A 22,260-nucleotide genomic window follows, 5' to 3' on the forward strand; every position below is an offset into this window, starting at 1 on the left:
CGAAACCCATTTTGTTACTGTGTGGCTGATCTCCTAAAAATGAAGACGTAGACTTTTAAATAAGCACGAACGGGTGGAAAGCGCTTACATCCTTACAGCTACTTCGGTAACCTGACAACCCGTGATCTTCGTTTAAATGGGTTCGGTACATTTACTATACTTTGTTGGTAAATAAGACAACTTCTAAATAACTTTTATACTATCTTGTTGTGTATGTTAAAATTAGCGAATAATAATAGCTGCTACTTATATAATTTTAGTAAAGCGTTCTATTATTTTAGGAAGTTGATTTGAACTCGCTAAAAAAATATAGGTTGTAGAAGAAGCTATTTTACAAAAAAAACAAAGCCCCGCAATTTCTGCAAGGCTTTGTTTCATTTTATAAAAGTTATATCCATTTAATTATGGTTAAACTGCAAAAGACTAAGGTTTTTGTAAATTCCATTTTCTAAATTCAGTAACTCGTGATGAGTACCTTTCTCCGTAATTTTGCCGTTATCCAAAACTAAAATTTGATCCGCATTTCGAATGGTTGCCAATCGATGCGCAATGATGATGCTGGTTCTACCTTCCATCAAAACTTCTAAAGCTTCTTGAACCAATTTTTCACTTTCGCTATCCAACGATGAAGTGGCTTCATCTAAAATTAAAATACTCGGGTTTTTCAGTAAAGCCCTTGCAATAGCAATGCGTTGTCGTTGTCCTCCAGAAAGTTTGATTCCGCGTTCGCCCACCAAGGTTTCCATTTTTTCGGGAAAACTTTCAATAAAATGAAGTGCATTGGCTTGTTGGGCAGCTTGTAAAATTTCGGCCTCCGTTGCATCAGGTTTACCATAAGCAATATTTTCTTTAATGGTTCCACCAAACAGAATAACATCTTGTGGTACAATGCTCATATTTCCTCTTAAGGTTTCTAAATCATAAGCATTAATGTTTTTATGGTCGATTATAATTTCGCCATTATCAATATTGTAAAAACGCAATAGGAGAGAGGCAATGGTAGATTTTCCGGCACCACTTGGTCCTACAATGGCTATTTTTTGTCCCGAAGTGGCAGTAAAAGTAACATCTTTTAAAACCTGAATTTCGTTTCGAGAGGGATAAGAAAAGGATACATTTTGAAAGGCAACATTACCTGAAATTTTTTCGACAACCACTGAAGAATTCGTGTTGATTTTCTCAGGTGTTTCATCTAATAATTCAAAAACTCGTTCAGTTGCACCAACAGCTTTCTGAATTTGCGCATACATTTCGGCAATTCCTCCAAAAGAAGCACCGATAAAAGTCGTATATAAAACAAACGAAATTAAGTCGCCAATACCTTCTACTTCCCCTTTTATGGTTAGCGTAATGCCGTACCAAACCACAGCAACCACGCATCCAAAAAGGCATAAAATAATAAATGAAGCAAAATAACCTCGGTATTTCCCACCTTTTATGGCAATTTTTACAATTTCTCTAATTTTGTTTTTATAACGTTCAATTTCGTACCATTCGTTAGCAAAAGCTTTTACATTGGTGATTCCTTGCAATGTTTCTTCTACAATTACTTGACTTTCGGCTACTTTATCTTGTGTTTTTTTTCCGTATTTACGAATAAAACGGCCAAAAATAACCGCCGCTATCGCAACCAAAGGCACAATTGCCAACATCATGAGGGTAAGTTTGGGACTAATGCTACCCAAAATAATAAATCCGCCAATGATTAAAATAAATTGGCGCAAGAATTCGGCAATGGTAGTAGTAAAAGTATCTTGCAATTGGGCAATATCAGCACTGATTCGACTATTTAATTCGCCAACTCTTTTTTGCGAATAAAAAGTCATGGGTAATTTTACTAAATTTTCGTATAAGGCAAAACGAATATTAGAAAGTGAATTTTCGGTAAAGTTGACAAATAAAGAAATTCGGAAAAAAGAAAAAATGGCTTGTAATACCAAAATTCCCATTAACATTAGGGCTATTTCGTTGGCTTTAGCAATGTCTTTTCCTGTGACACAATCGACTAACATTCCCATTAATTTTGGAAAAGCCAATGCGGTAGCGCTTGTAAGTAGCAAAAAAAGGAGGCCTAAAAAGAATTTCCATTTGTGATTTTGGGAGTAATTAAAGATTCTCAATGCTTTGTGAAGCGAACTCGAGTTTAATTTCGCTTTAGGTAGGTCGTTTTCTTTAAATCGTGCCATTATTTCAATTTTATAGTTGCAAAGGTATAACTATAGCAGTTCACTACAAAGAAAAAGTAGTTTTCGATTATCGAGTTAACTTTTTGATTTCTAGTTTAAAAATGAAATGGATTAAAAAAAGATTTTATTTTTTTGGTAAATAGTTTGCAATTCCCATTTCTAGCTGTATATTTGCACACCATTAAGAAAGGGCGATTAGCTCAGCTGGTTCAGAGCACCTCGTTTACACCGAGGGGGTCGGGGGTTCGAACCCCTCATCGCCCACAAAATTTTAAACTCCAAAGTCATTTGATTTTGGAGTTTTTTTGTTTTTTTTTCTTCCTGAAAAAATCTACTTTTCTAGGATCAATCCCAAAACCTGTGGAGTAGCAAAAATTACGCATAAATATTAGTTAGTCTAAAAAGGAAGAATTCGATATTTCTGACACCTCTAAATTGAGATTTAAAAGCTTAAATAATGAATTTTTTTATATGTTAGTTAAGACGAATAAAGGTTACTAATACCAAAAACAGAAAATTTTAGATCTCAAAAGTAAAAAAAAAGTTAAAATATTATGTTTAACGATTTAATTGTACTTTTCACCCGATATATGTGTAAAAAGTGATTATTTTATTGATTTTACCATAAATTTATGTTATAATTTTAAAATTTGATAAAATGAAGACTTTTAATAATACTTACTTGGTAAAGCAAATAGTTTTGTTTTTTATATTTTTTGTATCTATTGTACAATCTTCGCACTCACAAATAAATTTTAGTCAAAGTAATTTAAATTTCAGCCAAAATTTTAATGTTCCTGGTTTCATAACCGGAATGAGTTTTGGTCCAGATGGGCGACTGTATGTTATTGAAATTGATGGTTCTATAAAAATTTTAACTATCCAGCGAAATAGTGCTACAAATTACAATGTTACTAACATGGAGATAATTGAAGATATCTTTACCATACAAGATCATAATGATGACGGATCAATGTACAACAGAAGTGAAAGAGAAACTACAGGTATTGCTGTTGGAGGCACAGCTACAAGTCCAGTCTTTTATGTAAGTTCAAGTGATATAAGAATAGGCGCGGGAAATGCGGGAAATGGGGATTCAGGATTAGATACAGGGTTAGATACTAATTCGGGGGTTATTACAAGATATTCTTGGAACGGAATTACTTGGGATGCAGTTGACATTGTAAGAGGTCTTCCTCGTTCTGAAGAAAGTCATATGGTTAGTGGATTACAACTCGCTACTATAAAAGGTATTCATTATCTATTAGGTTGTAGTGGTGGCTTTACTAATGGTGGCGCACCCTCTACTAATTTTGTATATTCTTGTGAATTTGCACTTTCGGCAGCTGTTCTCGCTATAGATTTAGATAAGTTAAATCAACTTCCTATCTCAAATGATAATGGAAGAAATTATATTTATGATCTTCCCACATTAGATGATCCGACGCGTCCAAATAGTAATGGTATTGATGATCCAGATGACATTGGTTATAACGGTAAGGATATAAATGACCCCTTTGGAGGTAATGATGGTCTTAATATGGCTATAATAGTACCTGATGGTCCTGTGCAAATTTTGTCGCCAGGCTATCGAAATGCATATGGTGCAATTGTAACTGAAAGTGGTGCTTTATATGTTACCGACAATGGTGCTAACCCGGGCTGGGGAGGTTTTCCTGAAAATGAAGGGACAGGAAATGTTACCAACAATTACAATCCCGTGCAACCAGGTGATACATCAGCCTCTGGAGGTGAGTATATTAACAATCAAGATCATTTACAGTTAATTACTACCAATTTGGATACCTATCAATTTAATAGTTTTTATGGAGGTCATCCCAATCCCTTGAGAGCCAATCCTCAAGGAGCGGGTCTTTATACAGACAATTCAAGTGTATTGGGAGTTGCTGGCTCACCCATTTGGAGAACTAAAATTTATGACCCAGATGGTTCAAAACCCAATTCAACTACAAATCCCAATGAGGGGCTTCCTGCTAATTGGCCACCTGTGCAAGTTGCAAACCCAGTAGAAGGAGACTGGCGTGGCCCTGGTATTGACAACCCAGATGGACCAGATGACAACCCAGTAACTATTTGGGAAACAAATACCAATCCTATAGACGAATACACAGCTAGTAATTTTGGCGGAGTGTTAAAAGGCAACCTTTTAGCTGGTCACAGTGGTGGAAAAATTAAACGTGTTATAGTTTCCGAAGACGGTACTTCGAGCATCTTACAACCTAATTTTTTATCGGGTATTGGAGGTTATATTCTAGGCTTAGTTTGCAATGGAGATAACGAGATTTTCCCTGGAACAGTATGGGCAGGTACCACTGGAGGGCGGATTGTAGTATTGGAGCCTCAAGAAAATGGCTTGGTATGCCTACAGCCTGATCGTATTGATTATGATCCTGAAGCAGACTATGATAGTGATGGTTATACCAATCAAGATGAGATTGATAATGGAACTGATATTTGCAATGGAGGCTCTCAACCTAGTAACGATTTTGATAAAATTGTTGGTCCACCGTATATTTCAGATTATAATGATCCTGATGACGATGCAGATGGTATTCCTGACTCAGAAGATCCTTTTCAATTAGGAAATCCTCAACAACCGCTAAATCAAGCCTTCACAATTCCTGTTCTAAATGATTTATTTAACAATCCAAATTATCTAGGGGGAATTTTTGGATTAGGAATGACAGGCCTTATGAATAATGGAGATACAGGACTAAATTGGTTGAATTGGCTTGATCGAAGGGATGACCCTCACGATCCCAATCCCAATGATGTTTTGGGAGGAGCCCCTGGAATCATGACATCACATATGACATCAGGTACTGCTCTCGGACTTTCAAACAATCAAGAAAAAGGTTATCAATATGGAGTTCGGGTAGATTCAGACACAGATCCTTTTACGGTAATTGGAGGGATGAATGGTTTTAGTGGTGGTTCCTACAGGTTATACGGTAATACAGCAGCTAACAATGGAGAACTAGGGTTTTTTATTGGAGATGGTACACAGAGTAATTATATAAAATTTGTAGTTACTGTAAATGGTTTTACCGTTTTACAAGAAATTGAAGATATACCACAAACACCAATCAATGTTCCACTTGCAGTAGAAGACAGACCCTTAAATAACATCCGTTTTTATTTTGTTGTGAATCCGCAAACTGGCGAAGTCAAACTAGAATACCGTATAGATTCAAATCCGAGAATACCTATCACAACCGTTACAGCTCAAGGAGCAATTTTAAATGCAATTCAATCTAGTAATAAAGACTTAGCTGTAGGGTTTATAGGGACTTCAGGTGCAAGTGGAGTAGAATTAGAAGGATCTTGGGATTTTTTGAATGTTATAAGCCAAAAGCCTTCAATAATTTCAGAAATACCTGATGTTGACAAATTTACAGGAGCGGATCCTGAATCATTAGATCTTAGACCCTATTTTACGGATGACCAAGGATCTGAAGATTTGACATTTTCTATAGTACAGAATAGTAATAATTCAGTAGGAACAGTTATAACCAATAATGCATTAAATCTAACTTTTCCAGAAACAATTCCAGCCTCATCAAATATAACCATAAGAGCTACCGATGCAGACGATAATTTTATTGAGCAAAGTTTTACTGTAAATGTAAGTCCTACATCAAAATATTTTCTTCTACGTCTCAATGCAGGTGGTTCAGAGGTAACTCATGAAGGATTGCTGTTTGAAGCTGATAAAAACTTTACCGGAGGAAGGTCTTATGACAATAACTCAGCTTCGGTGCCTGATCTTTATAAAACAGAAAGAAGTTCCTTATCACAAGTTTTCGGCTACAATATACCTGTCCCCAATGGAGATTATACGATAATACTTCATTTTGCAGAGATTTATTGGGGGGTTCCTGGAAGAGGACCTGGTGGATTAGGCAGACGAATATTTGATGTTACTATGGAAGGACAATTAGTACTTGATAATTATGATATATTTGCAGAGGTTGGAGCTCAAACAGGTGTAACTAAAAGCTATACTGTGACGGTAACAGACGGAGTAGTGAATTTATCCTTTTCTACACTTGCAGCTGTAGGAGGGGTAAATCAACCTAAACTCTCTGCTTTGGAAATATTAGGAAGTGCATACACATCTGAAAACGGGACTCCCGTTGCTGTAATTAGTGCAACACCACTCAAGGGTAGCGCTCCTTTAACCGTTAATTTTTCAAGTGCCAATTCAACAGACGATGTTGGTATAACAAGCTATTTATGGGACTTTGGAGATGGAAGTATCAACGAAACAATGGCAAACCCAACCCACATTTATGATGATCCAGGAACTTATACGGCTGTTCTTACCGTTACCGATGCCGAAGGAATTCAGGATACAAAGAACATACTTATAGAGGTAACACCCTCTGTAAATAATTTTGTTTTGCGCCTCAATGCAGGAGGCTCTACAATAAACCATAACGGAATTTTATTTGAAGCCGATAAAAACTTTACAGGAGGAAGTACATATAACAACAATTCGGCATTGGTTCCCAATCTCTATAAAACAGAAAGAAGTGGCTTATCGAAAGTTTTTGGTTACAATTTACCTGTACCTAATGGAGATTATACCGTAATACTTCATTTTGCTGAACTTTATTGGGGGGTTCCTGGAAGAGGACCTGGTGGATCAGGCAGACGAATATTTGATGTTACAATAGAGGGGCAACTATTACTTGATAATTATGATATATTTGCAGAAGTTGGTGCCCAAACAATCGCAACTAAAAGTTTTGCTGTCACAGTTGTAGATGGAGTTTTAAACTTATCTTTTTCGGCACTTGCAGCCATAGGAGGTATAGACCAACCCAAAATATCAGCTTTAGAAATATTAGGAAGCGCATACACACCAGAAAACACACCCCCTGTTGCTGTAATTAGTGCAACATCACTCAACGGTAGTGCTCCTTTAACAGTTAATTTTTCAAGTGCCAATTCAACAGACGATGTTGGTATAACAAGCTATTTATGGGACTTTGGAGATGGAAGTATCAGTGAAACAACAGCAAACCCTACACACATCTATGATGATTCAGGAACTTATACAGCAGTTCTTACCGTTACGGATGCTGAAGGATTACAGGACACTAAGAGTATAATTATAGAGGTAACACCACCAGCAAAAGATTTTGTTTTACGCCTCAATGCAGGAGGTCCTACAATAACCCATAATGGTATTTTATATGAAGCTGATAAAAACTTTACAGGAGGAAGTACATATAACAACAATTCGGCATTGGTTCCGGATCTCTATAAAACCGAAAGAAGTGGCTTATCGAAAGTTTTTAGCTACAATTTACCTGTACCTAATGGAGATTATACCGTAATACTTCATTTTGCTGAACTTTATTGGGGGGTTCCTGGTAGAGGACCTGGTGGATCAGGCAGACGAATATTTGATGTTACAATGGAAGGAGTACTTGTACTTGATAACTATGATATATTTGCAGAAGTTGGTGCTCAGACAGTAGTAACCAAAAGTTACCCTGTGACGGTGGTAGATGGAGTATTGAACTTGTCTTTTTCTGCACTAGCGTCGGTAGGAGGAGTAGACCAAGCTAAACTTTCTGCTTTAGAAATAATTGGTTTGGCGTCAAATTCGATAGCTAATAAAACAGTAAATTCTTCCGAAACAAAATTTAATGGATCTATACAGAGTTCAGATAATCTAATTGATGATTTTAAAGTGAACACAACTAAGGGGATAAAATTATTTCCAAATCCAACTAATTCCGATGTTCATATTTTGTATGGAACAAATGATTTTGAAATTGACTCAATTGAATTATTTGATATAAATGGAAGGTTGATGACTAAGCATAAGGCAATAGATATTACTATAGGATCCGGGAGTCTTAAATTTAATATTACCGGTTTAGCTGAAGGAGTTTATTTAATAGTTTTCAAAACTAATTTAGGAAAAAGTTACTCTAAGAATTTGATAATAAGGGAATAAATCTTAGTGTTTGAATTTCGGTCGGTATCTCGAAAAGTGGGTAGGGAACAAAACTATCCTACTGGTTACGCTGTATTTTTATAGATATGATTTGATTGGTAAAATTCTCGATTAATTTTTGTAATTAGAAGTTTAAACTAATAATTGATTTTAATTCGAAATATTAGTTCAAACTTCTATACTCAATTGGTGTATATCCCGTATTTTTTTTAAACATGCGATTAAAATGCTGTGGATATTTAAAACCCAATTCAAATGCTATTTGACTAACGGATTTGTCTGTATCAAAAATTCGCTCTTTAGCAAAATCAATCAGTTTTAATTGAATGTGTTCTTGAGCCGTTTTCCCTGTTTCTTTCTTAATTAAATCACCAAAATAATTGGGAGAAAGATGCAATTGATCTGCAAAATATCCAACAGATGGCAATCCAATTTCTTTTGCAGTATTTGTAAAATAAGTATTTAACAGGTTCTCAAATTTTGATAAAATATCTGTATTAATATTTTCACGCGTTATAAATTGCCTGTCATAGAAACGAACACAGTAATTCAAAAGTAATTCGATATTATTGGTGATTATATTTTTACTATGCTTATCAATCGATTGATTGAGTTCATATTCTAATTTTTCGAATAAATCTTTGATTATTTGTTGCTCCTTCAATGACAAGTGAAGTGCTTCGTGTGAATCATAAGAGAAGAACGAATATTGACTCATTTGTTTTCCTAAAGTTCTTCCTTTAATTAAATCAGGATGAAAAAGAAGTGCCAATCCTGTTGGTTGGTAATCCTCGTCATTATTAATTTCTATGACTTGACCGGGAGCAATAAAAACAAGTGTTCCATCATCGTAATCGTATTTGTTTCTACCGTATTTTAATTCGCCACAATTCCCCCTTTTTAAATAAATGGCATAAAACCAAAATGTATTTTACAACGATTAGGTAATGATTTAGTGGTAGAATTGTTAAACACACTGATTAATGGATGTTTAGTTTCAATTCCGATTAAAGAATTATATTCAGAAACCTTTTCGAGTTTTATAAACTGTTCCATATTCTTTTCTTAAATTTATTTATACAAATATAATACTCAAATTATGAAGTAATTAGGTGTTTGGTTGAAATCAGTAATAATGGTACTAACAACAGTAATTTATATAACTGAAAGAGATTTTAAATGCAAGAAATTTGTAGTTGTGAATTTAGGTTTGATACAATTTTATCTCTCGAATTAAAAATATAAAAAATGAAAAAAAGTTCGTTCATAGAAAAAGGAAATCCAGTACCAGCAGATTATTTTGTTGGCGATGTTAATGTGAATATGTTGCTTGACGTAGCAGATTACAATACCATAATGGCAATCGTATCTTTTGATGCCGGAGCAAGAACTAATTGGCATACGCACACCAACGGACAAATATTGATTGTTTCAGAAGGAATTGGGTATTATCAAGAAAAAGGAAAAGAGATTCAAATTATTAAGGTCGGAGATGTTGTTCAAATTCCAGAAAATGTAGAACATTGGCACGGAGCTTCGCATAAGACTGCGATGCGACATTTTGCCATGATTCCAGATAGTGCAACCGATAAAACGGAATGGTTGGCTCCCGTAACCGAAAAGGAATACAATAGCGAAATTATAACAGATTAATAAAAATAAAAACATGGAAACTACAAGTACAAAAGCATTTGGAACAGAGGCTGCTGAGACACCTTTGAAAGGATTAAATATAGAGCGTAGAGTTGTAACCGAAAACGATATTGAAATAGAAATTCTGTATTGTGGTGTTTGTCACTCTGATTTGCACACGGCAAGAAATGATTGGGGAGGCACAATGTATCCGGCTGTTCCTGGTCACGAAATTGTGGGTAAAATCACTAAAACAGGAAGTAATGTAACCAAATTTAAAATAGGCGATTTAGCCGGAGTGGGCTGTTTGGTTGATTCTTGTAAGACTTGTGAAAGTTGTAAAAACGATTTAGAACAATATTGTTTGAATGGCTGGGTTGGAACTTATAATGGAGAAGATAAACACCTTGGCGGACAAACTTTTGGTGGCTATTCTGAAAAAATTGTAGTGAAGGAAGATTTTGTGTTAAAAGTTCCAGCAAATCTTGATTTGGCTGCAGTAGCTCCACTACTTTGTGCCGGAATCACTACTTGGTCACCACTTCGTCATTGGAAAGTTGGAAAAGGAAGTAAAGTTGCTGTGGTTGGTTTAGGAGGTTTGGGACACATGGCTGTAAAACTGGCTAAAGGTTTAGGCGCCGAAGTTACTTTGTTTTCAAGAACGCCAGATAAAATTCAAGATGCAAAAGATTTAGGAGCGCACAATGTTGTTATTTCTACTGATGAAAATCAGATGAATAAAGTTGGCGGAAAATTTGATTTAATTATCGATACAGTACCCAATATTCATGATATCAATCCGTATGTTACTACTTTAAACACTAGCGGAACACTTGTTTTAGTGGGTTATTTAGGACCGTTAGATCCATTTTTAAATAGCGCTCCAATGATTATGGGAAGAAAATCTGTAGCAGGTTCTTTGATTGGTGGCATTGCCGAAACACAGGAAATGTTAGATTTTTGTGGAGAACATAATATTGTTTCAGAAATTGAAATAATCAAAATGCAAGATATCAATGAGGCGTATGAAAGAATGCTAAAAAGTGATGTTAAATATCGTTTTGTTATTGATATGGCTACTTTAAAATAATCAATACAATTTCAAAAAAAAAGTTGCAAATCTTTAATTTAGAAATATTTGCAACTTTTTTATACATTGTTTTTAATTTTATTTTATCGGATTAATCCATTTTTTTTCCGCTATTTTATTTTTAGCATCATGAATTTTTTTCGTTTCCTCAAAATAGTTTTTTCGTGATTTTTTTAGTTCTTTTTTGAAAAGGGATGCATCAAAGGTGGACGTTTTCGCTACTTTAGTTTCAAACTGTTGTTCAAATAGGATAAATTGTTGTTGTAATTCTTCTGTACCATATTGCGCTACAAAAGCACTGAAATTTTCTATTTCTGGATTTAGCTTTCCAATCCAAATTTTGAGTTTTTGAAAAATAGTATACTCATTTTTTGAATTTACAGATTTTAAGGCTTTTCTGAATGCATATTTTTCCGATTGAATGAAATCAGTATATTTTTCTTTTATAATCGGAATGGTTTTTTGAGCTATTTTATAAACCACATATAGCACGATTACAACTAAAGCTACTAATTTTAAAAACTCTTCTACGGTCATTCCGAGTATTAAAAAAGGCTTTTCTTTTTCTTCAATACCGCTTTCAGCACTCAGCTGCTTTTTGAGTGTCGATAGCATTTTTAAATCAGGATTTGGCGCTACAGTAATTGTTACGGCATCAATATATCTTTTGTAAAATCGGCGGTTGGCATAATTCCAATACACAAATTCAATACGGGGTAGGGTTACTTTTCCTTCTTTTTCAAATAAATAATTGGCACTTTCTGTTCTACTTGCCGAAACGGCCAACTTACTTTTATTCGTATTGATGTACGGGCGTTTTGGATAAATACTAACTCCTGCCACCGAATCCCATTTCACAGCAGGAATAAATTCGCCTACGGTTCCCGCTGCACTTCTTGTTATTTTTCGGATAACGACATCACCAACTTTAATGCCTTGTAACGAACGACTCCATTGTTGATTAATGCTTAAGTTTCCTGCCGCTAACCAATTTGTAGGGTCGTAACCCAATGGTACGGGTTTTACAGTAATGGTTTTTGGACGTGTATATAGTATGTGTTTTATGCCTTTATAATCGCCGTCTTTTGGCGACTCAACATGGATACCAATTTTTGGAATAGTAATTTTTCCTTCTTTTGTTGGAAAAATATGAAAAATCAAATCGACACCTGCATAATGGGTACCGTTAATGTCTTTCGAATTAGAAACGGATCTAAAATACACGTTTAAAGCCCCTTCAATTTGAATATTTCCAACATCAACACCTGCTGTAAACCAGGTGCTCGTATAAGCAGAAACCGTCATTTCGATCGGTTGTCCCATATAGGCTTGCTGATGGTTTATGGTGACATAACTCATCATCTTTTGACCGTATCCAAAAGAGTGGCCGATCAAAAATAGAAAAAGTACTATTTTGAGTTTCTTTACCATGCTGTTGGCGTTTTTTCGACCTCTACTTGTCGTTTCTTAACTTGATAATTGAATTTTTTCTTTAAAAATAAGGCAGGATCATCGTCTACTTTTCGCATTAAAATATTTTTTGGAATTGAACCTTTTCCTGATTTAAAGTCATCCGGAAGCTCGTCTAATTCCTTGCCTTTTCTTTTTCCTGTAGCCACCTCTTCTTCTTGGCGCTTGGTTTGCATGTCTTTTTTGGTTGCTTTCTGCCCACCACCACCTAAATCTTCGTTAGAATCGTTTTGTTTATTTTTAACATTGGGTTTTACCTTTCCCACTTTCTTTTCATCAACCGACATTTTATCTACTTTTAACATTGCTTCTTGAATTTTTTGCAAATTCTGTTGGGCTTGTGTTATTGATGGATTTTCCGCTACTAAGGTTTTAAAAACACTTTCAGCTCGCTCCAAATCACCAAGTTTAGCATAGGTAAGTCCCAAATTGTATTGTCCTTCAGCAGTTGTATCTTTTCGAAATGCATTTCGAGCCTGAATAAGATTTCCGGCTTTATAATAGGCAACTCCTTTGTGCATCGGGTCTTTGAAGTTTTTGGCCGCTTTCAAATAATTTTTTTTGTCATATTCTTGTTGGGCTTGATATTCTTTGGTGTACCACAAATCGGCAAATTGAAAATTTTTAAACTTTGCTTTGGTTTTATCCTCAATACCATTACAAGAACTCAAGGAAACGAGCAATAAAACCGCCATTAAACTCCATCCTTTTCGGAAGCAAAAAAGAAACAATGCCATTAGCGGAATGAGTAACCAATAGCCGTTGTCTTGCCAATTTTCATCTTTCTTATCCGAATTTTTGTCAAACATAAGATGATCGCTAATGTCTGTAGCCATTTTTTTGACATCACTTTTATCTAAAGTGGGTTGCATTACGCTAACTTTTTCTATGGCTTCTAATTGTTTAACCTTATCCATTATCAAAGCGGAATGCACTATTTTTCCCCCACTTCGCAAAGCCACTTTGTGATTGCTGAAAGAAGGTACATTGGCACCGCTTTCACTAGCAAAAGGGTAAAAATTAATCTTACAGTTTTGATTTTCGAGAAAAGCAGTCACTTCTGGAATACTAACACCGTCTAAATCATCGGTAATTAATAATAAAGTACTAGGCACTTCCGTAGAGGTTAAAACACTTTGAACTTTTGAAAATAAGGCTTTAAAACCAGTTCCTCTTCTTGGCATCATGTGCGGCTGTAAGCCATCTAAATTATCGGTTATGATTTTATAATCGGTAGTAAAAGGCACAACGGTGTGTGATGAGGCCGAAAAAACAATCAAAGCGGTTTCTGCTCGCGGATTGGCTTTTAAAAAATCGGTTATTTTAAATTTTGCATATTCCAAACGATTTGGCGAGATATCGGTAGCCAACATACTTTGAGATAAATCCAAGGCGATGACCAATTTAGTAGCCACTTTTTTGGCTGGAGATTTTTCTTTATTCCATGTTGGACCCAAAAAAGCAACAAAACCAATCGCAAATAAAATCAAAAGTGAAAAATGAATGAATCGCGATTTCCAAGTCGTTCCTTTTTGAATAACGTAGGGCTGTAAATGTTTGGCAATCTTTTTTTTCCAAGGATTCGTTCTTCCATACAATAAAATTCCAAGTACAATAATTAGGAGCATAGGAATACCCATCCAAAGATATTCGGGACGTAAGAAATGAAATTCTTTCCAATCTATGTTTTTCCAAACCTCCATAAACTACCTATTTTTTAAACGTTTGATAAGTACAATTAAATTCGTTATTAAAACCGAAAAAATAGCCAGTGCTAATGCGATTCCTAACGGGATATAATACAAAAGTGTTTTGGGTGTAAACGAATCTTCTTCATATTCAATAGGTTCTAGCGTATCCAATTCCTTGTAAATATTTTGTAAAGCTTTGGTGTCTTTTGCTCTAAAATATTTACCATCGGTCATGCTGGCAATTTCTTGGAGAGTGCGTTCGTCCAAGTCGGAACCAGAACTATTTGGGTCCCCAATCCCTACAGTATAAATAACAATCGAATCATTTTTGGCTAAATTGGCAGCGTCGAGAGGTAAAATTTCGGTACCGCTATCGACACCATCGGTGAGTAATAAAATTACTTTTTGTTTAATGGTATCACGCTGAAACAAGTCCATTCCTTTAACGACAGCTTTCCCAATATTGGTCATTTGACCTGCCATTCCCACTTCGGTTTCATCCAATAAGGTTTCAACGGTTTTTAAATCGGAAGTAAAAGGCGCTTGGATATAAGCATTTGAACCAAAGAAAACCAATCCCATGCGATCACTTTTTCGTTCGGTTACAAAATCTTTCATAATATCCTTAACAGCATTCCATCTAGTGGTGCGTCTACCGTCGATAAACCAATCAGTATTGGCCATACTAAAAGAAATATCGGCAGCAATTAAGAAATTACGAGCCGTTTTTATTTTCTTTTCGGGTTTGCCAACCAATTGAGGAGAAGCCAAAGCTAATAAAAGTAACATCCAAATAGCGTACATGACAATCCAAGAGAACCAACTTCTTTTTTTGATAAAAGAGGCTTTTTTGGGTTTTTGTTTAGAAAGTGCCGCAGCTCTATCAAAATACGGAAAACGTAAGGCCGTATTTCTATTTTTTATAGCAGGTAACAGCCAATAAACCAACAAAGGTAATGGCAGTAGAAGGATTACTAACGGATAGGCAAATTGAAAATTATCTGGCATGTTGTTTAATCCAATTTATACTTTTATTACTAAATTCTTCTTTATTAAAAGTAACATTTGGCTGTATTTCATTTTTGTAAAGCACATCGAAAATAACATTCTCTTGGGCTTTGAAATTGGAATTTGCCACTTTAGCATCTAAGAAGCTCAGCCATTTTTCACCATGTAAAGCGGCTACTTCTTGTCTGCCAAATGTTTGAATGGCAGTATCTTTTAAAATAAATAAAATCCCTTCTATAAAGGTGACGGTTTCTAATTCTTTATTAGAAAGATTTTGCACAGCAGCAACCGCTTCCCGCAAATAACTTTTCTTTTTATAATTGATATAAATACGATAAATGATATAAGCGAAAAGAACAGCAATACAAAAAAATACCACTTTCCAACCGATGGTATCAAAAGAAAAGGGAATAGGAGTAGGCTCTATGATTTCTCCCAAAACCAAATCATCGTCCAAAGGCGTCTCTTGGATGAAAATGCTATTATATAAAGTTAAAAACATCATTTTATCTTGGTTTGTATTGGCTAAACCAATTAATTAATTGTTCTTCTATAGTATCTACTGTATTTATTTTAAAAAGCGTAATACCATATTTTTCTACTTCTTCGCGAAAACGTTCGTAATTACTTTTAAAATCATCTTTTAATTTTGTTGCAATAGGTGTGTTTTTTGTGCCCACAGTAATTTGTTTGTTACGGTTGGTTAATGAAATTTTTTCGTCAGGAATATGCTCTTCCATCGGGTCAAAAATTTTAATTAAAACAACATCATTATGTTGAGAAAGAAAACTTAAATATTGAAGTGTAGTAGGGTGGTAATTGTGAAAATCGCTTATGACAATAACTAAAAAATCGTGGGTAATCACGTTTTCTAGTTTAGCAATCATTTCTTTTAAAGAAGCACCATAATCAAAAGGTTTTTGGTTGTAAATTTCTTGGTTGGCATTTACAATTTTTTCAAAGAATTGCAGCATATTGCGTTGACCTCTTTTGGGTGTGATGATGTCATAAGTAGCACCGCTGGAAACCATACCTCCAATTCGGTCGCCACCTTTTAGAATTTTATAGGCCGCAATGGCAGCCAATTCGCCCGCAACTACCGCTTTTGTTTTAAGAACGGAACCAAATCCCATGGTTTCTGATTGGTCGACAAATATAAAAGCCGGTTTTTCTTTTTCTTCTGTAAAAACTTTGGTGTGCGTGCTACCGGTTTTGGCGGTTACTTTCCAATCAATATTTCGAATATCATCTCCAATAACGTATGGTCTAGCTTCTTCAAAGTCCAAACCTCTTCCGCGCAAGCGAGAAGCATAACGACCTGAAAAAACACTTTTTGATTTTTGTTGCCCCACATTAAAATTCAGCACCGTTTTGAGCCACTCAAATTTTAACAAGTGTTCCAATGTCAAAAAAATATTTTCTGATTTGTTGCTAGAATCCATAAGTCTTTTTTCTAAATTAAGCTACAACAGCTACTACTTCTAAAATTTTGTCAATGACTTGATTCACAGAAATTCCTTCGGCTCTCGCTTTATAAGTTAAGGCTATTCGGTGGCGCAACACATCTTTAATAATGGCATGAACATTATCTGGAGAAACAAAATCTTTTCCTTCCATCCAAGCATTTACACGACTACAACGATCTAAAGCAATCGTTCCACGAGGACTCGCTCCAAAGTCAATCCATTGAGCTAATTCTTTGTCAAAACGATCGGGATATCGGGTAGCGGATACCAAACTCACCATATATTTTTCAATTTCTTCGCTTACTTTTACTTGATTAATTTCTGCACGAGCATCAAAAACGGCTTGTTGCGGAATGGTTTCTGGAACCGATTTAGACTCTTTTAAAGTATTTTGTTGTTCTTTTTTATTCAAACGTAAAATGCTTAATTCGGCTTTATCGTCAGGATAATCAATAATTACATGCATCAGAAAACGGTCCATTTGTGCTTCGGGTAACGGATAAGTTCCCTCTTGTTCAATGGGGTTTTGGGTTGCCATGACCATGAATAAATTGTCCATTTTATACGTTTTTCCTGCAACCGTAACTTGGCGTTCTTCCATCGCTTCCAAAAGTGCTGATTGTACTTTGGCAGGAGCACGATTTATCTCATCCGCTAAAATTAGATTACTGAAAATTGGCCCTTGTTGAAAAATGAATTTTTCATTTTCCGAAGGTTGGTAAATTTCGGTACCAGTAATATCGGTTGGCAATAAATCGGGGGTAAATTGAATACGACTTAACTCACAATCCAAATGTTTTGATAATGTTTTAATAGCCCTTGTTTTGGCCAAACCAGGAAGACCTTCTAAAAGCATATTACCATCGGCAAGCAGTACTAAGATTAAGCGATTAACCAAATTTTCTTGGCCAATTATAGAAGCTGACATTGCGGATTGTAGCTTACTAATAGATTCATATGGTGTCATAACAATGCGTTTAATGATGGAAATTAGTAGTGAATTTTTTAGTTTTAAATAAAAAAAGCTGATAAAACGTCACCATTTTATCAGCTTTTCCTTATTGATGTATTATTTACTTACTGGAGTTGAAAGTTGGTCCATTACTTTATCTAAACTAAAGCTAGCCGCTTTCATTCTAGGAGGATAATCTTTAAAAGTACCTAAGAACTCACCCACAATGTCTTGTGCTGGTACTAATAAGAAGACATGATCTAATACCCAATCATAATAGGTATTTGAAGTTATACTCGCTTGTTCGTAAGGATCTCTTCTTAGATTAAAAATTAACGGAACTCTTAAAGGAGTAAATGGATTTGCCCATACACCTAAAGTACCTGCCATTCTTTGTTCCATAAAGATTAATTTCCAATCATCATAACGTAACGCGGTTAAATCTCCATCATCTGAGAAATAAAACAATTCATGTCTAGGTCCTTCTTTCGTTTCACCTGTTAAAAGCGGTAAAAAGTTATATCCGTCTAAATGTACTTTATAAGAACGTCCGTTAGCTGTTTTTCCTTTTAATAATTCGCTAGTTACATTTTTATTTCCAGCAGCCGCTACAAATGTTGGAAACCAATCCATCCCAGACATCATATCATTTACTATTAGTCCTGGTTTAATATGACCTGGCCATCTTAACATAGCAGGAACTCTCCATCCACCTTCCCAGTTGGTGTTTTTCTCTCCTCTAAAAGGGTTTACAGCTGCATCTGGCCATGAATTTTTATGAGGTCCGTTGTCAGTAGAATATTGTACAATGGTATTATCTGCTACACCAAGTTCATCTAACAAAGCTAGTAATTTACCTACATGCATATCGTGCTCCACCATACCGTCTCCGTATTCATTTTGTCCAGAAATTCCAGTAAGTTCTGCTTTTACATGCGTTCTAAAGTGCATACGAGTTCCGTTCCACCAAACAAAAAACGGTTTTCCAGATTTAACCGTAGCACGAATGAATTTTTCTGCAGCAGCCACACTTTCATCGTCAATGGTTTCCATTCTTTTTTTAGTTAATGGTCCTGTGTCTTCTATTTTACCATCTGAATAAGAATGAATTACACCTCTTGGTCCATATTTTTTTCGGAAATCAGGATATTTTTTTGGATCTGGATAATCACGCAATTCTGGTTCTTCTTCTGCATTTAAATGATACAGGTTACCAAAAAATTCATCAAAACCATGATTAGTTGGTAAATGTTCGTCACGATCACCTAAGTGATTTTTACCAAATTGTCCTGTTGCATAACCTAACGGCTTAAGCATTTCTGCAATAGTTGGATCCTTTTCGCTAATTCCTTCTTTTGCACCAGGCATTCCCACTTTACTGAGCCCCGATCTAAAAACACTTTGTCCTAAAATAAAAGAAGAACGACCAGCAGTACAACTTTGTTCTGCATAATAGTCAGTAAAAATAGCTCCTTCTTTGGCAATACGATCGATATTAGGCGTTTTGTAACCAACCATTCCCATCGTATATGCACTAATGTTAGATTGACCAATGTCATCCCCCCAAATAACTAAGATATTGGGTTTTTTCTGTGCAGTTACCATCACAGGAAGCAACAGGCACACATACAGTAATTTTGTGAATTTTTTTGTCATAATGCAGCTAATTAATTATAAATAAAGTAGAGTTTTTTTAACATTTACAATTAATACAAAGAAAGTTTTAAGATTTGTTTTATATTAATTGTAAAGATAATAGTACTAAGTTAATAGTAATTTTTAGAAGAATATTATTAAAATTTTAAAAATAGTTTAAGATTTTATTATTTAACATTTTCATGAGTTAGAGCGCAGTTACAATAAATTCGCTTCTTCTATTCATTTGATGTTCAGCTTCTGAACATTTTACGCCATCTGAACAACCATTGACCAATTCACTTTCGCCATACCCTTTTCCAGTTAAACGCGATTTGTTAATTCCGTTTTTCACCAACCATTTGATGGTAGATTCTGCTCTGCGTTCGGATAAATTTAAATTGTATTCTTTGGTGGCACGACTGTCGGTATGGGAGCGAATATCCAGTTTCATGTTTGGATTTTCATTTAAAACATCTAATATTTTTTCTAAATCCAATGCTGCAGCCTCCGTAATATTCGATTTGTCTAAATCAAAATAAATCATTTTAATGCCAAAACATTTTCCTAAATCGTCACCAACAACTACTTTGCATTTAGAAGATTCCAAAGCAATAGGTAAATTAGTTCGTCCTGTAAATTCGCCTACTGTGACCAATAATTCTTTAGTGTGATAATCTGTTTTTTCGGCTCGTACGTTATAGTCTTTTCCGCATTCAATTTCTAAGGAATAATTTCCAAGTGTGTCCGAAACAGTTGAGGTTATAAACTCAGCTTCACTATTAAAAAGAGAAACTTTGGTTTTTGGTAAAATAATTCCGGTTTCTTGATCGGTGATAACGCCGTAGAGTTCTTGCTTACAAAGTAATTTTTTGGTTTCAAGAAATTTATAAATATCATCATTTCCATTACCTCCTTCTTTGTTTGAACTGTAAAATCCATTTCGAGAAGGGGTATCAATAATATAGGCAAAATCATCCTTTGGGGAGTTTATATCTGCACCTACATTTTGTACGTCTTTTGGATTCCCGTTTTCATCAAGTTTAGCCACAAAAACATCCAGTCCGCCTAATCCAGGATGACCATCGGAGGCAAAATACAATTCATTTTCATTGGTTATGTAGGGGAAAGTTTCTTTTCCTTCGGTATTGATTTCTTTTCCTAAATTGATTGGTTTTCCAAAAGTACCATCATAGTTTAGAGCCACTTTATACAAATCTGATTGGCCTTTTCCGCCTGGCATATCCGATGCGAAATACAATGTTTTTTCATCTGCACTCAAGGTAGGATGAGCTGTGCTGTAACTATCGCTATTAAAAGGCAATTCGGTTACATCATTCCATTTGTTGTCTTTTAAAGTTGCTTTGTAAATTTTAACTAAAGTAGTGTTATTGGCATCTTTTCTTTTTTTTCCGTGATTGTAATTGTTTCTTGTAAAATATACTGTCGAGCCATCTTTTGTGAATACAGGAGTGGCTTCGTGGAATTTAGTGTTGATTTTTTTATCGAATTTTTTAACATTGGCTGGATTAAAATTTTCATCCAAATCGGCTGTGTATAAATTAGTAAAATACTCGCCCGTCCATTTGTGTTTGCGCTGCATAAAATTGCCTGTATCTCGTGCTGAAGTAAAAACAATTTTGTTTAGATAAAATGCGGTACCATAATCAGAATATTTGCTGTTGATATCGGTGTTGTTGATGTTGTATCTTCCTGAGTTGGCTTTAATCTGACTCAGATAATCACGGTCTTCGGTTAGAAGTTTGGCTCTAAGATCGCCGTGAGTTCGATGGTTGAATTCTTCTAAAATTTCGGTGGCTTTATCGGTGTTTCCGGTAGCTTTTAAGGATTGTGCATAACGGTAGAAATATTCGGGTTCTACGTTTTTCGTCATTGCAAAAAGTTGTTGGTACCATTTGGCAGCATCTTCATATTGCGAATTAAAGTAGTAGGCATTTCCTAGTTTTTTAAACACATCATCTGATTTATAACCTTTATTAGCAATTCTTTCATAAGTTTTGATTGCATCTACATAAGCATAGTTTCGGTATTGTTTGTCTGCGGTTGCAATTTGATTTTGCTGAGCGGTACAATGAAATGAAAAAACACTTATTAAGGCAAAATAAAAGAGTATAGAATTTTTCATAAAATTGAATTTTTAGAAGAAACGTGGAGTAGTCATTCTACTATTGTTTTTAATGAAATCATATCGCAAAAAGACTTCGTGTGAGCCATAACTGTAGCGATTTAAATCGGTCGTTTCGTTATCATAAGCATAGCCAATATATAATCCATCCGAAATTTGAAAACCAGCCATAGCACTAAAGGCAGCACTCCATCTGTAGGCCATCCCTAAAACAAATTTTTCATTAAACATAAAGTTTGCAGATACATCGACTTGCAAAGGTGCTCCAGCAACCATTTTGCTTAATACGGCCGGTTTAAACTTAATTTCCCGACTCAAATCAAACACATAACCTGAAATCAAATAAAAGTTCATTTTTTCGGTATAAATGGCAACATCGTTATCGCTGTAATGATCTGTTTGAATAAAATTTGGTACCGATAATCCCAAATAAAAACGATCAGAATGCCAATAAACTCCTGCCCCGATATTGGGTTTGAAATCGCTATCAAAATTTTGAAATTGAGGGTCATTTTGATCGGCTGGATTTAATTTATTAATATCTAAATTGAAAATATTAGCAGATGCTTTAATTCCGAATGATAATTTAAAAGTTTCAGAAGTGGGAACAGTATACGATAAATCTGCCGCAATATCGGTTTGGTTTGTTGGACCAATTTTATCGTTTATAATCGAAACACCTATTCCGAGTCTGTTGTTGTTTAACGGTGTATGAAGAGAAAAAGCACTTGTTTTAGGTGCTCCATCTAAACCAACCCATTGTGCACGGTACATTCCAAAAACACTCATTGCACCACGCGATCCTGCATAAGCGGGATTTATAGTTATGGTGTTGTACATGTATTGTGTAAATTGTGAATCTTGTTGTGCAAAACTGTATAAGGCGGTAAATATCAGCAATAGAGAAAATATTTTTGCTTTCATGTGAGATATCTATTATTAAATTAGTATTGAGGCTATTTTTTGGTCATCACATTTAAATAGTGAAT

General features: G+C 35.1%; 15 protein-coding genes and 1 tRNA gene. 4 read left to right on the forward strand and 12 right to left on the reverse strand.

Annotation, left to right across the window (positions count from 1 at the left end; translation table 11 throughout):
- Positions 1-398 precede the first annotated feature (398 nt).
- A complete protein-coding gene (locus I5M07_RS09580) occupies positions 399-2,186 on the reverse strand; it encodes an ABC transporter ATP-binding protein (RefSeq protein WP_200106219.1) in 1,788 nt (595 codons plus the stop codon).
- A 189-nt stretch (positions 2,187-2,375) separates the two neighbouring features.
- Between I5M07_RS09580 and I5M07_RS09585 the strand changes: the two genes are divergently transcribed.
- Positions 2,376-2,450: transfer RNA gene (locus I5M07_RS09585), tRNA-Val, on the forward strand.
- Between the two features lie 418 nt (positions 2,451-2,868).
- Complete coding sequence (locus tag I5M07_RS09590) at positions 2,869-8,181, forward strand: malectin domain-containing carbohydrate-binding protein (protein ID WP_200106220.1); 5,313 nt, start codon at positions 2,869-2,871, stop codon at positions 8,179-8,181.
- A gap of 163 nt (positions 8,182-8,344) precedes the next feature.
- Here I5M07_RS09590 and I5M07_RS09595 read toward each other — a convergent pair whose 3' ends face one another.
- Positions 8,345-8,953 (reverse strand): helix-turn-helix domain-containing protein, encoded by a 609-nt coding sequence (locus I5M07_RS09595; protein WP_317191319.1) that lies wholly within the window; start codon positions 8,951-8,953, stop codon positions 8,345-8,347.
- 128 nt (positions 8,954-9,081) lie between these two features.
- A complete protein-coding gene (locus I5M07_RS16060) occupies positions 9,082-9,237 on the reverse strand; it encodes a hypothetical protein (protein ID WP_317191320.1) in 156 nt (51 codons plus the stop codon).
- Between the two features lie 192 nt (positions 9,238-9,429).
- On the opposite strand from I5M07_RS16060, the gene I5M07_RS09600 reads away from it, so the two are divergent.
- Both I5M07_RS09600 and I5M07_RS09605 read left to right on the forward strand, forming a co-directional pair.
- Entirely contained in the window at positions 9,430-9,834 is a 405-nt protein-coding gene (locus tag I5M07_RS09600; RefSeq protein WP_200106221.1) for a cupin domain-containing protein, read from the forward strand.
- Between the two features lie 13 nt (positions 9,835-9,847).
- Entirely contained in the window at positions 9,848-10,903 is a 1,056-nt protein-coding gene (locus I5M07_RS09605; protein ID WP_200106222.1) for an NAD(P)-dependent alcohol dehydrogenase, read from the forward strand.
- Between the two features lie 78 nt (positions 10,904-10,981).
- On the opposite strand, the gene I5M07_RS09610 is transcribed toward I5M07_RS09605, so the two are convergent.
- The 9 genes from I5M07_RS09610 to I5M07_RS09650 form a co-directional block, all read right to left on the reverse strand.
- A complete protein-coding gene (locus tag I5M07_RS09610; RefSeq protein ID WP_200106223.1) occupies positions 10,982-12,334 on the reverse strand; it encodes a BatD family protein in 1,353 nt (450 codons plus the stop codon).
- A complete protein-coding gene (locus I5M07_RS09615) occupies positions 12,328-14,076 on the reverse strand; it encodes a VWA domain-containing protein (RefSeq protein WP_200106224.1) in 1,749 nt (582 codons plus the stop codon). The genes I5M07_RS09610 and I5M07_RS09615 overlap by 7 nt, the downstream gene beginning before the upstream one ends.
- Positions 14,077-14,079: 3 nt before the next feature.
- Positions 14,080-15,072: a VWA domain-containing protein gene (locus I5M07_RS09620; protein ID WP_200106225.1), complete on the reverse strand. Its 993-nt coding sequence runs from the start codon at positions 15,070-15,072 to the stop codon at positions 14,080-14,082.
- Positions 15,062-15,577 carry a DUF4381 domain-containing protein gene (locus I5M07_RS09625; RefSeq protein ID WP_200106226.1) on the reverse strand — a complete coding sequence of 172 codons (516 nt, stop codon included), beginning with the start codon at positions 15,575-15,577 and terminating at the stop codon, positions 15,062-15,064. Before I5M07_RS09625 ends, I5M07_RS09620 begins: the two co-directional genes overlap by 11 nt.
- Position 15,578: 1 nt before the next feature.
- A complete protein-coding gene (locus I5M07_RS09630; protein WP_200106227.1) occupies positions 15,579-16,514 on the reverse strand; it encodes a DUF58 domain-containing protein in 936 nt (311 codons plus the stop codon).
- Positions 16,515-16,530: 16 nt separating this feature from the next.
- The gene (locus I5M07_RS09635) at positions 16,531-17,505 is read right to left on the reverse strand and encodes an AAA family ATPase (RefSeq protein WP_200106228.1); all 975 of its coding nucleotides are present in this window, start codon (positions 17,503-17,505) and stop codon (positions 16,531-16,533) included.
- A 102-nt stretch (positions 17,506-17,607) separates the two neighbouring features.
- Positions 17,608-19,146: an arylsulfatase gene (locus I5M07_RS09640; RefSeq protein ID WP_200106229.1), complete on the reverse strand. Its 1,539-nt coding sequence runs from the start codon at positions 19,144-19,146 to the stop codon at positions 17,608-17,610.
- Between the two features lie 187 nt (positions 19,147-19,333).
- Positions 19,334-21,271 carry an OmpA family protein gene (locus I5M07_RS09645; RefSeq protein ID WP_200106230.1) on the reverse strand — a complete coding sequence of 646 codons (1,938 nt, stop codon included), beginning with the start codon at positions 21,269-21,271 and terminating at the stop codon, positions 19,334-19,336.
- 12 nt (positions 21,272-21,283) lie between these two features.
- Positions 21,284-22,195 carry a PorP/SprF family type IX secretion system membrane protein gene (locus I5M07_RS09650; protein WP_200106231.1) on the reverse strand — a complete coding sequence of 304 codons (912 nt, stop codon included), beginning with the start codon at positions 22,193-22,195 and terminating at the stop codon, positions 21,284-21,286.
- Positions 22,196-22,260 lie beyond the last annotated feature (65 nt).

Source organism: Flavobacterium agrisoli, assembly GCF_016522065.1.
In the GTDB taxonomy this organism is placed as follows: Bacteria; Bacteroidota; Bacteroidia; order Flavobacteriales; family Flavobacteriaceae; genus Flavobacterium; species Flavobacterium agrisoli.

Coding starts and splice junctions, on each gene's coding strand:
- I5M07_RS09610 (WP_200106223.1), bottom strand. CDS start 12,334: ATGGTAAAGAAACTCAAAATAGTACTTTTTCTATTTTTGATCGGCCAC.
- I5M07_RS09580 (WP_200106219.1), bottom strand. CDS start 2,186: ATGGCACGATTTAAAGAAAACGACCTACCTAAAGCGAAATTAAACTCG.
- I5M07_RS16060 (WP_317191320.1), bottom strand. CDS start 9,237: ATGGAACAGTTTATAAAACTCGAAAAGGTTTCTGAATATAATTCTTTA.
- I5M07_RS09645 (WP_200106230.1), bottom strand. CDS start 21,271: ATGAAAAATTCTATACTCTTTTATTTTGCCTTAATAAGTGTTTTTTCA.
- I5M07_RS09625 (WP_200106226.1), bottom strand. CDS start 15,577: ATGATGTTTTTAACTTTATATAATAGCATTTTCATCCAAGAGACGCCT.
- I5M07_RS09620 (WP_200106225.1), bottom strand. CDS start 15,072: ATGCCAGATAATTTTCAATTTGCCTATCCGTTAGTAATCCTTCTACTG.
- I5M07_RS09640 (WP_200106229.1), bottom strand. CDS start 19,146: ATGACAAAAAAATTCACAAAATTACTGTATGTGTGCCTGTTGCTTCCT.
- I5M07_RS09650 (WP_200106231.1), bottom strand. CDS start 22,195: ATGAAAGCAAAAATATTTTCTCTATTGCTGATATTTACCGCCTTATAC.
- I5M07_RS09600 (WP_200106221.1), top strand. CDS start 9,430: ATGAAAAAAAGTTCGTTCATAGAAAAAGGAAATCCAGTACCAGCAGAT.
- I5M07_RS09615 (WP_200106224.1), bottom strand. CDS start 14,076: ATGGAGGTTTGGAAAAACATAGATTGGAAAGAATTTCATTTCTTACGT.
- I5M07_RS09605 (WP_200106222.1), top strand. CDS start 9,848: ATGGAAACTACAAGTACAAAAGCATTTGGAACAGAGGCTGCTGAGACA.
- I5M07_RS09635 (WP_200106228.1), bottom strand. CDS start 17,505: ATGACACCATATGAATCTATTAGTAAGCTACAATCCGCAATGTCAGCT.
- I5M07_RS09630 (WP_200106227.1), bottom strand. CDS start 16,514: ATGGATTCTAGCAACAAATCAGAAAATATTTTTTTGACATTGGAACAC.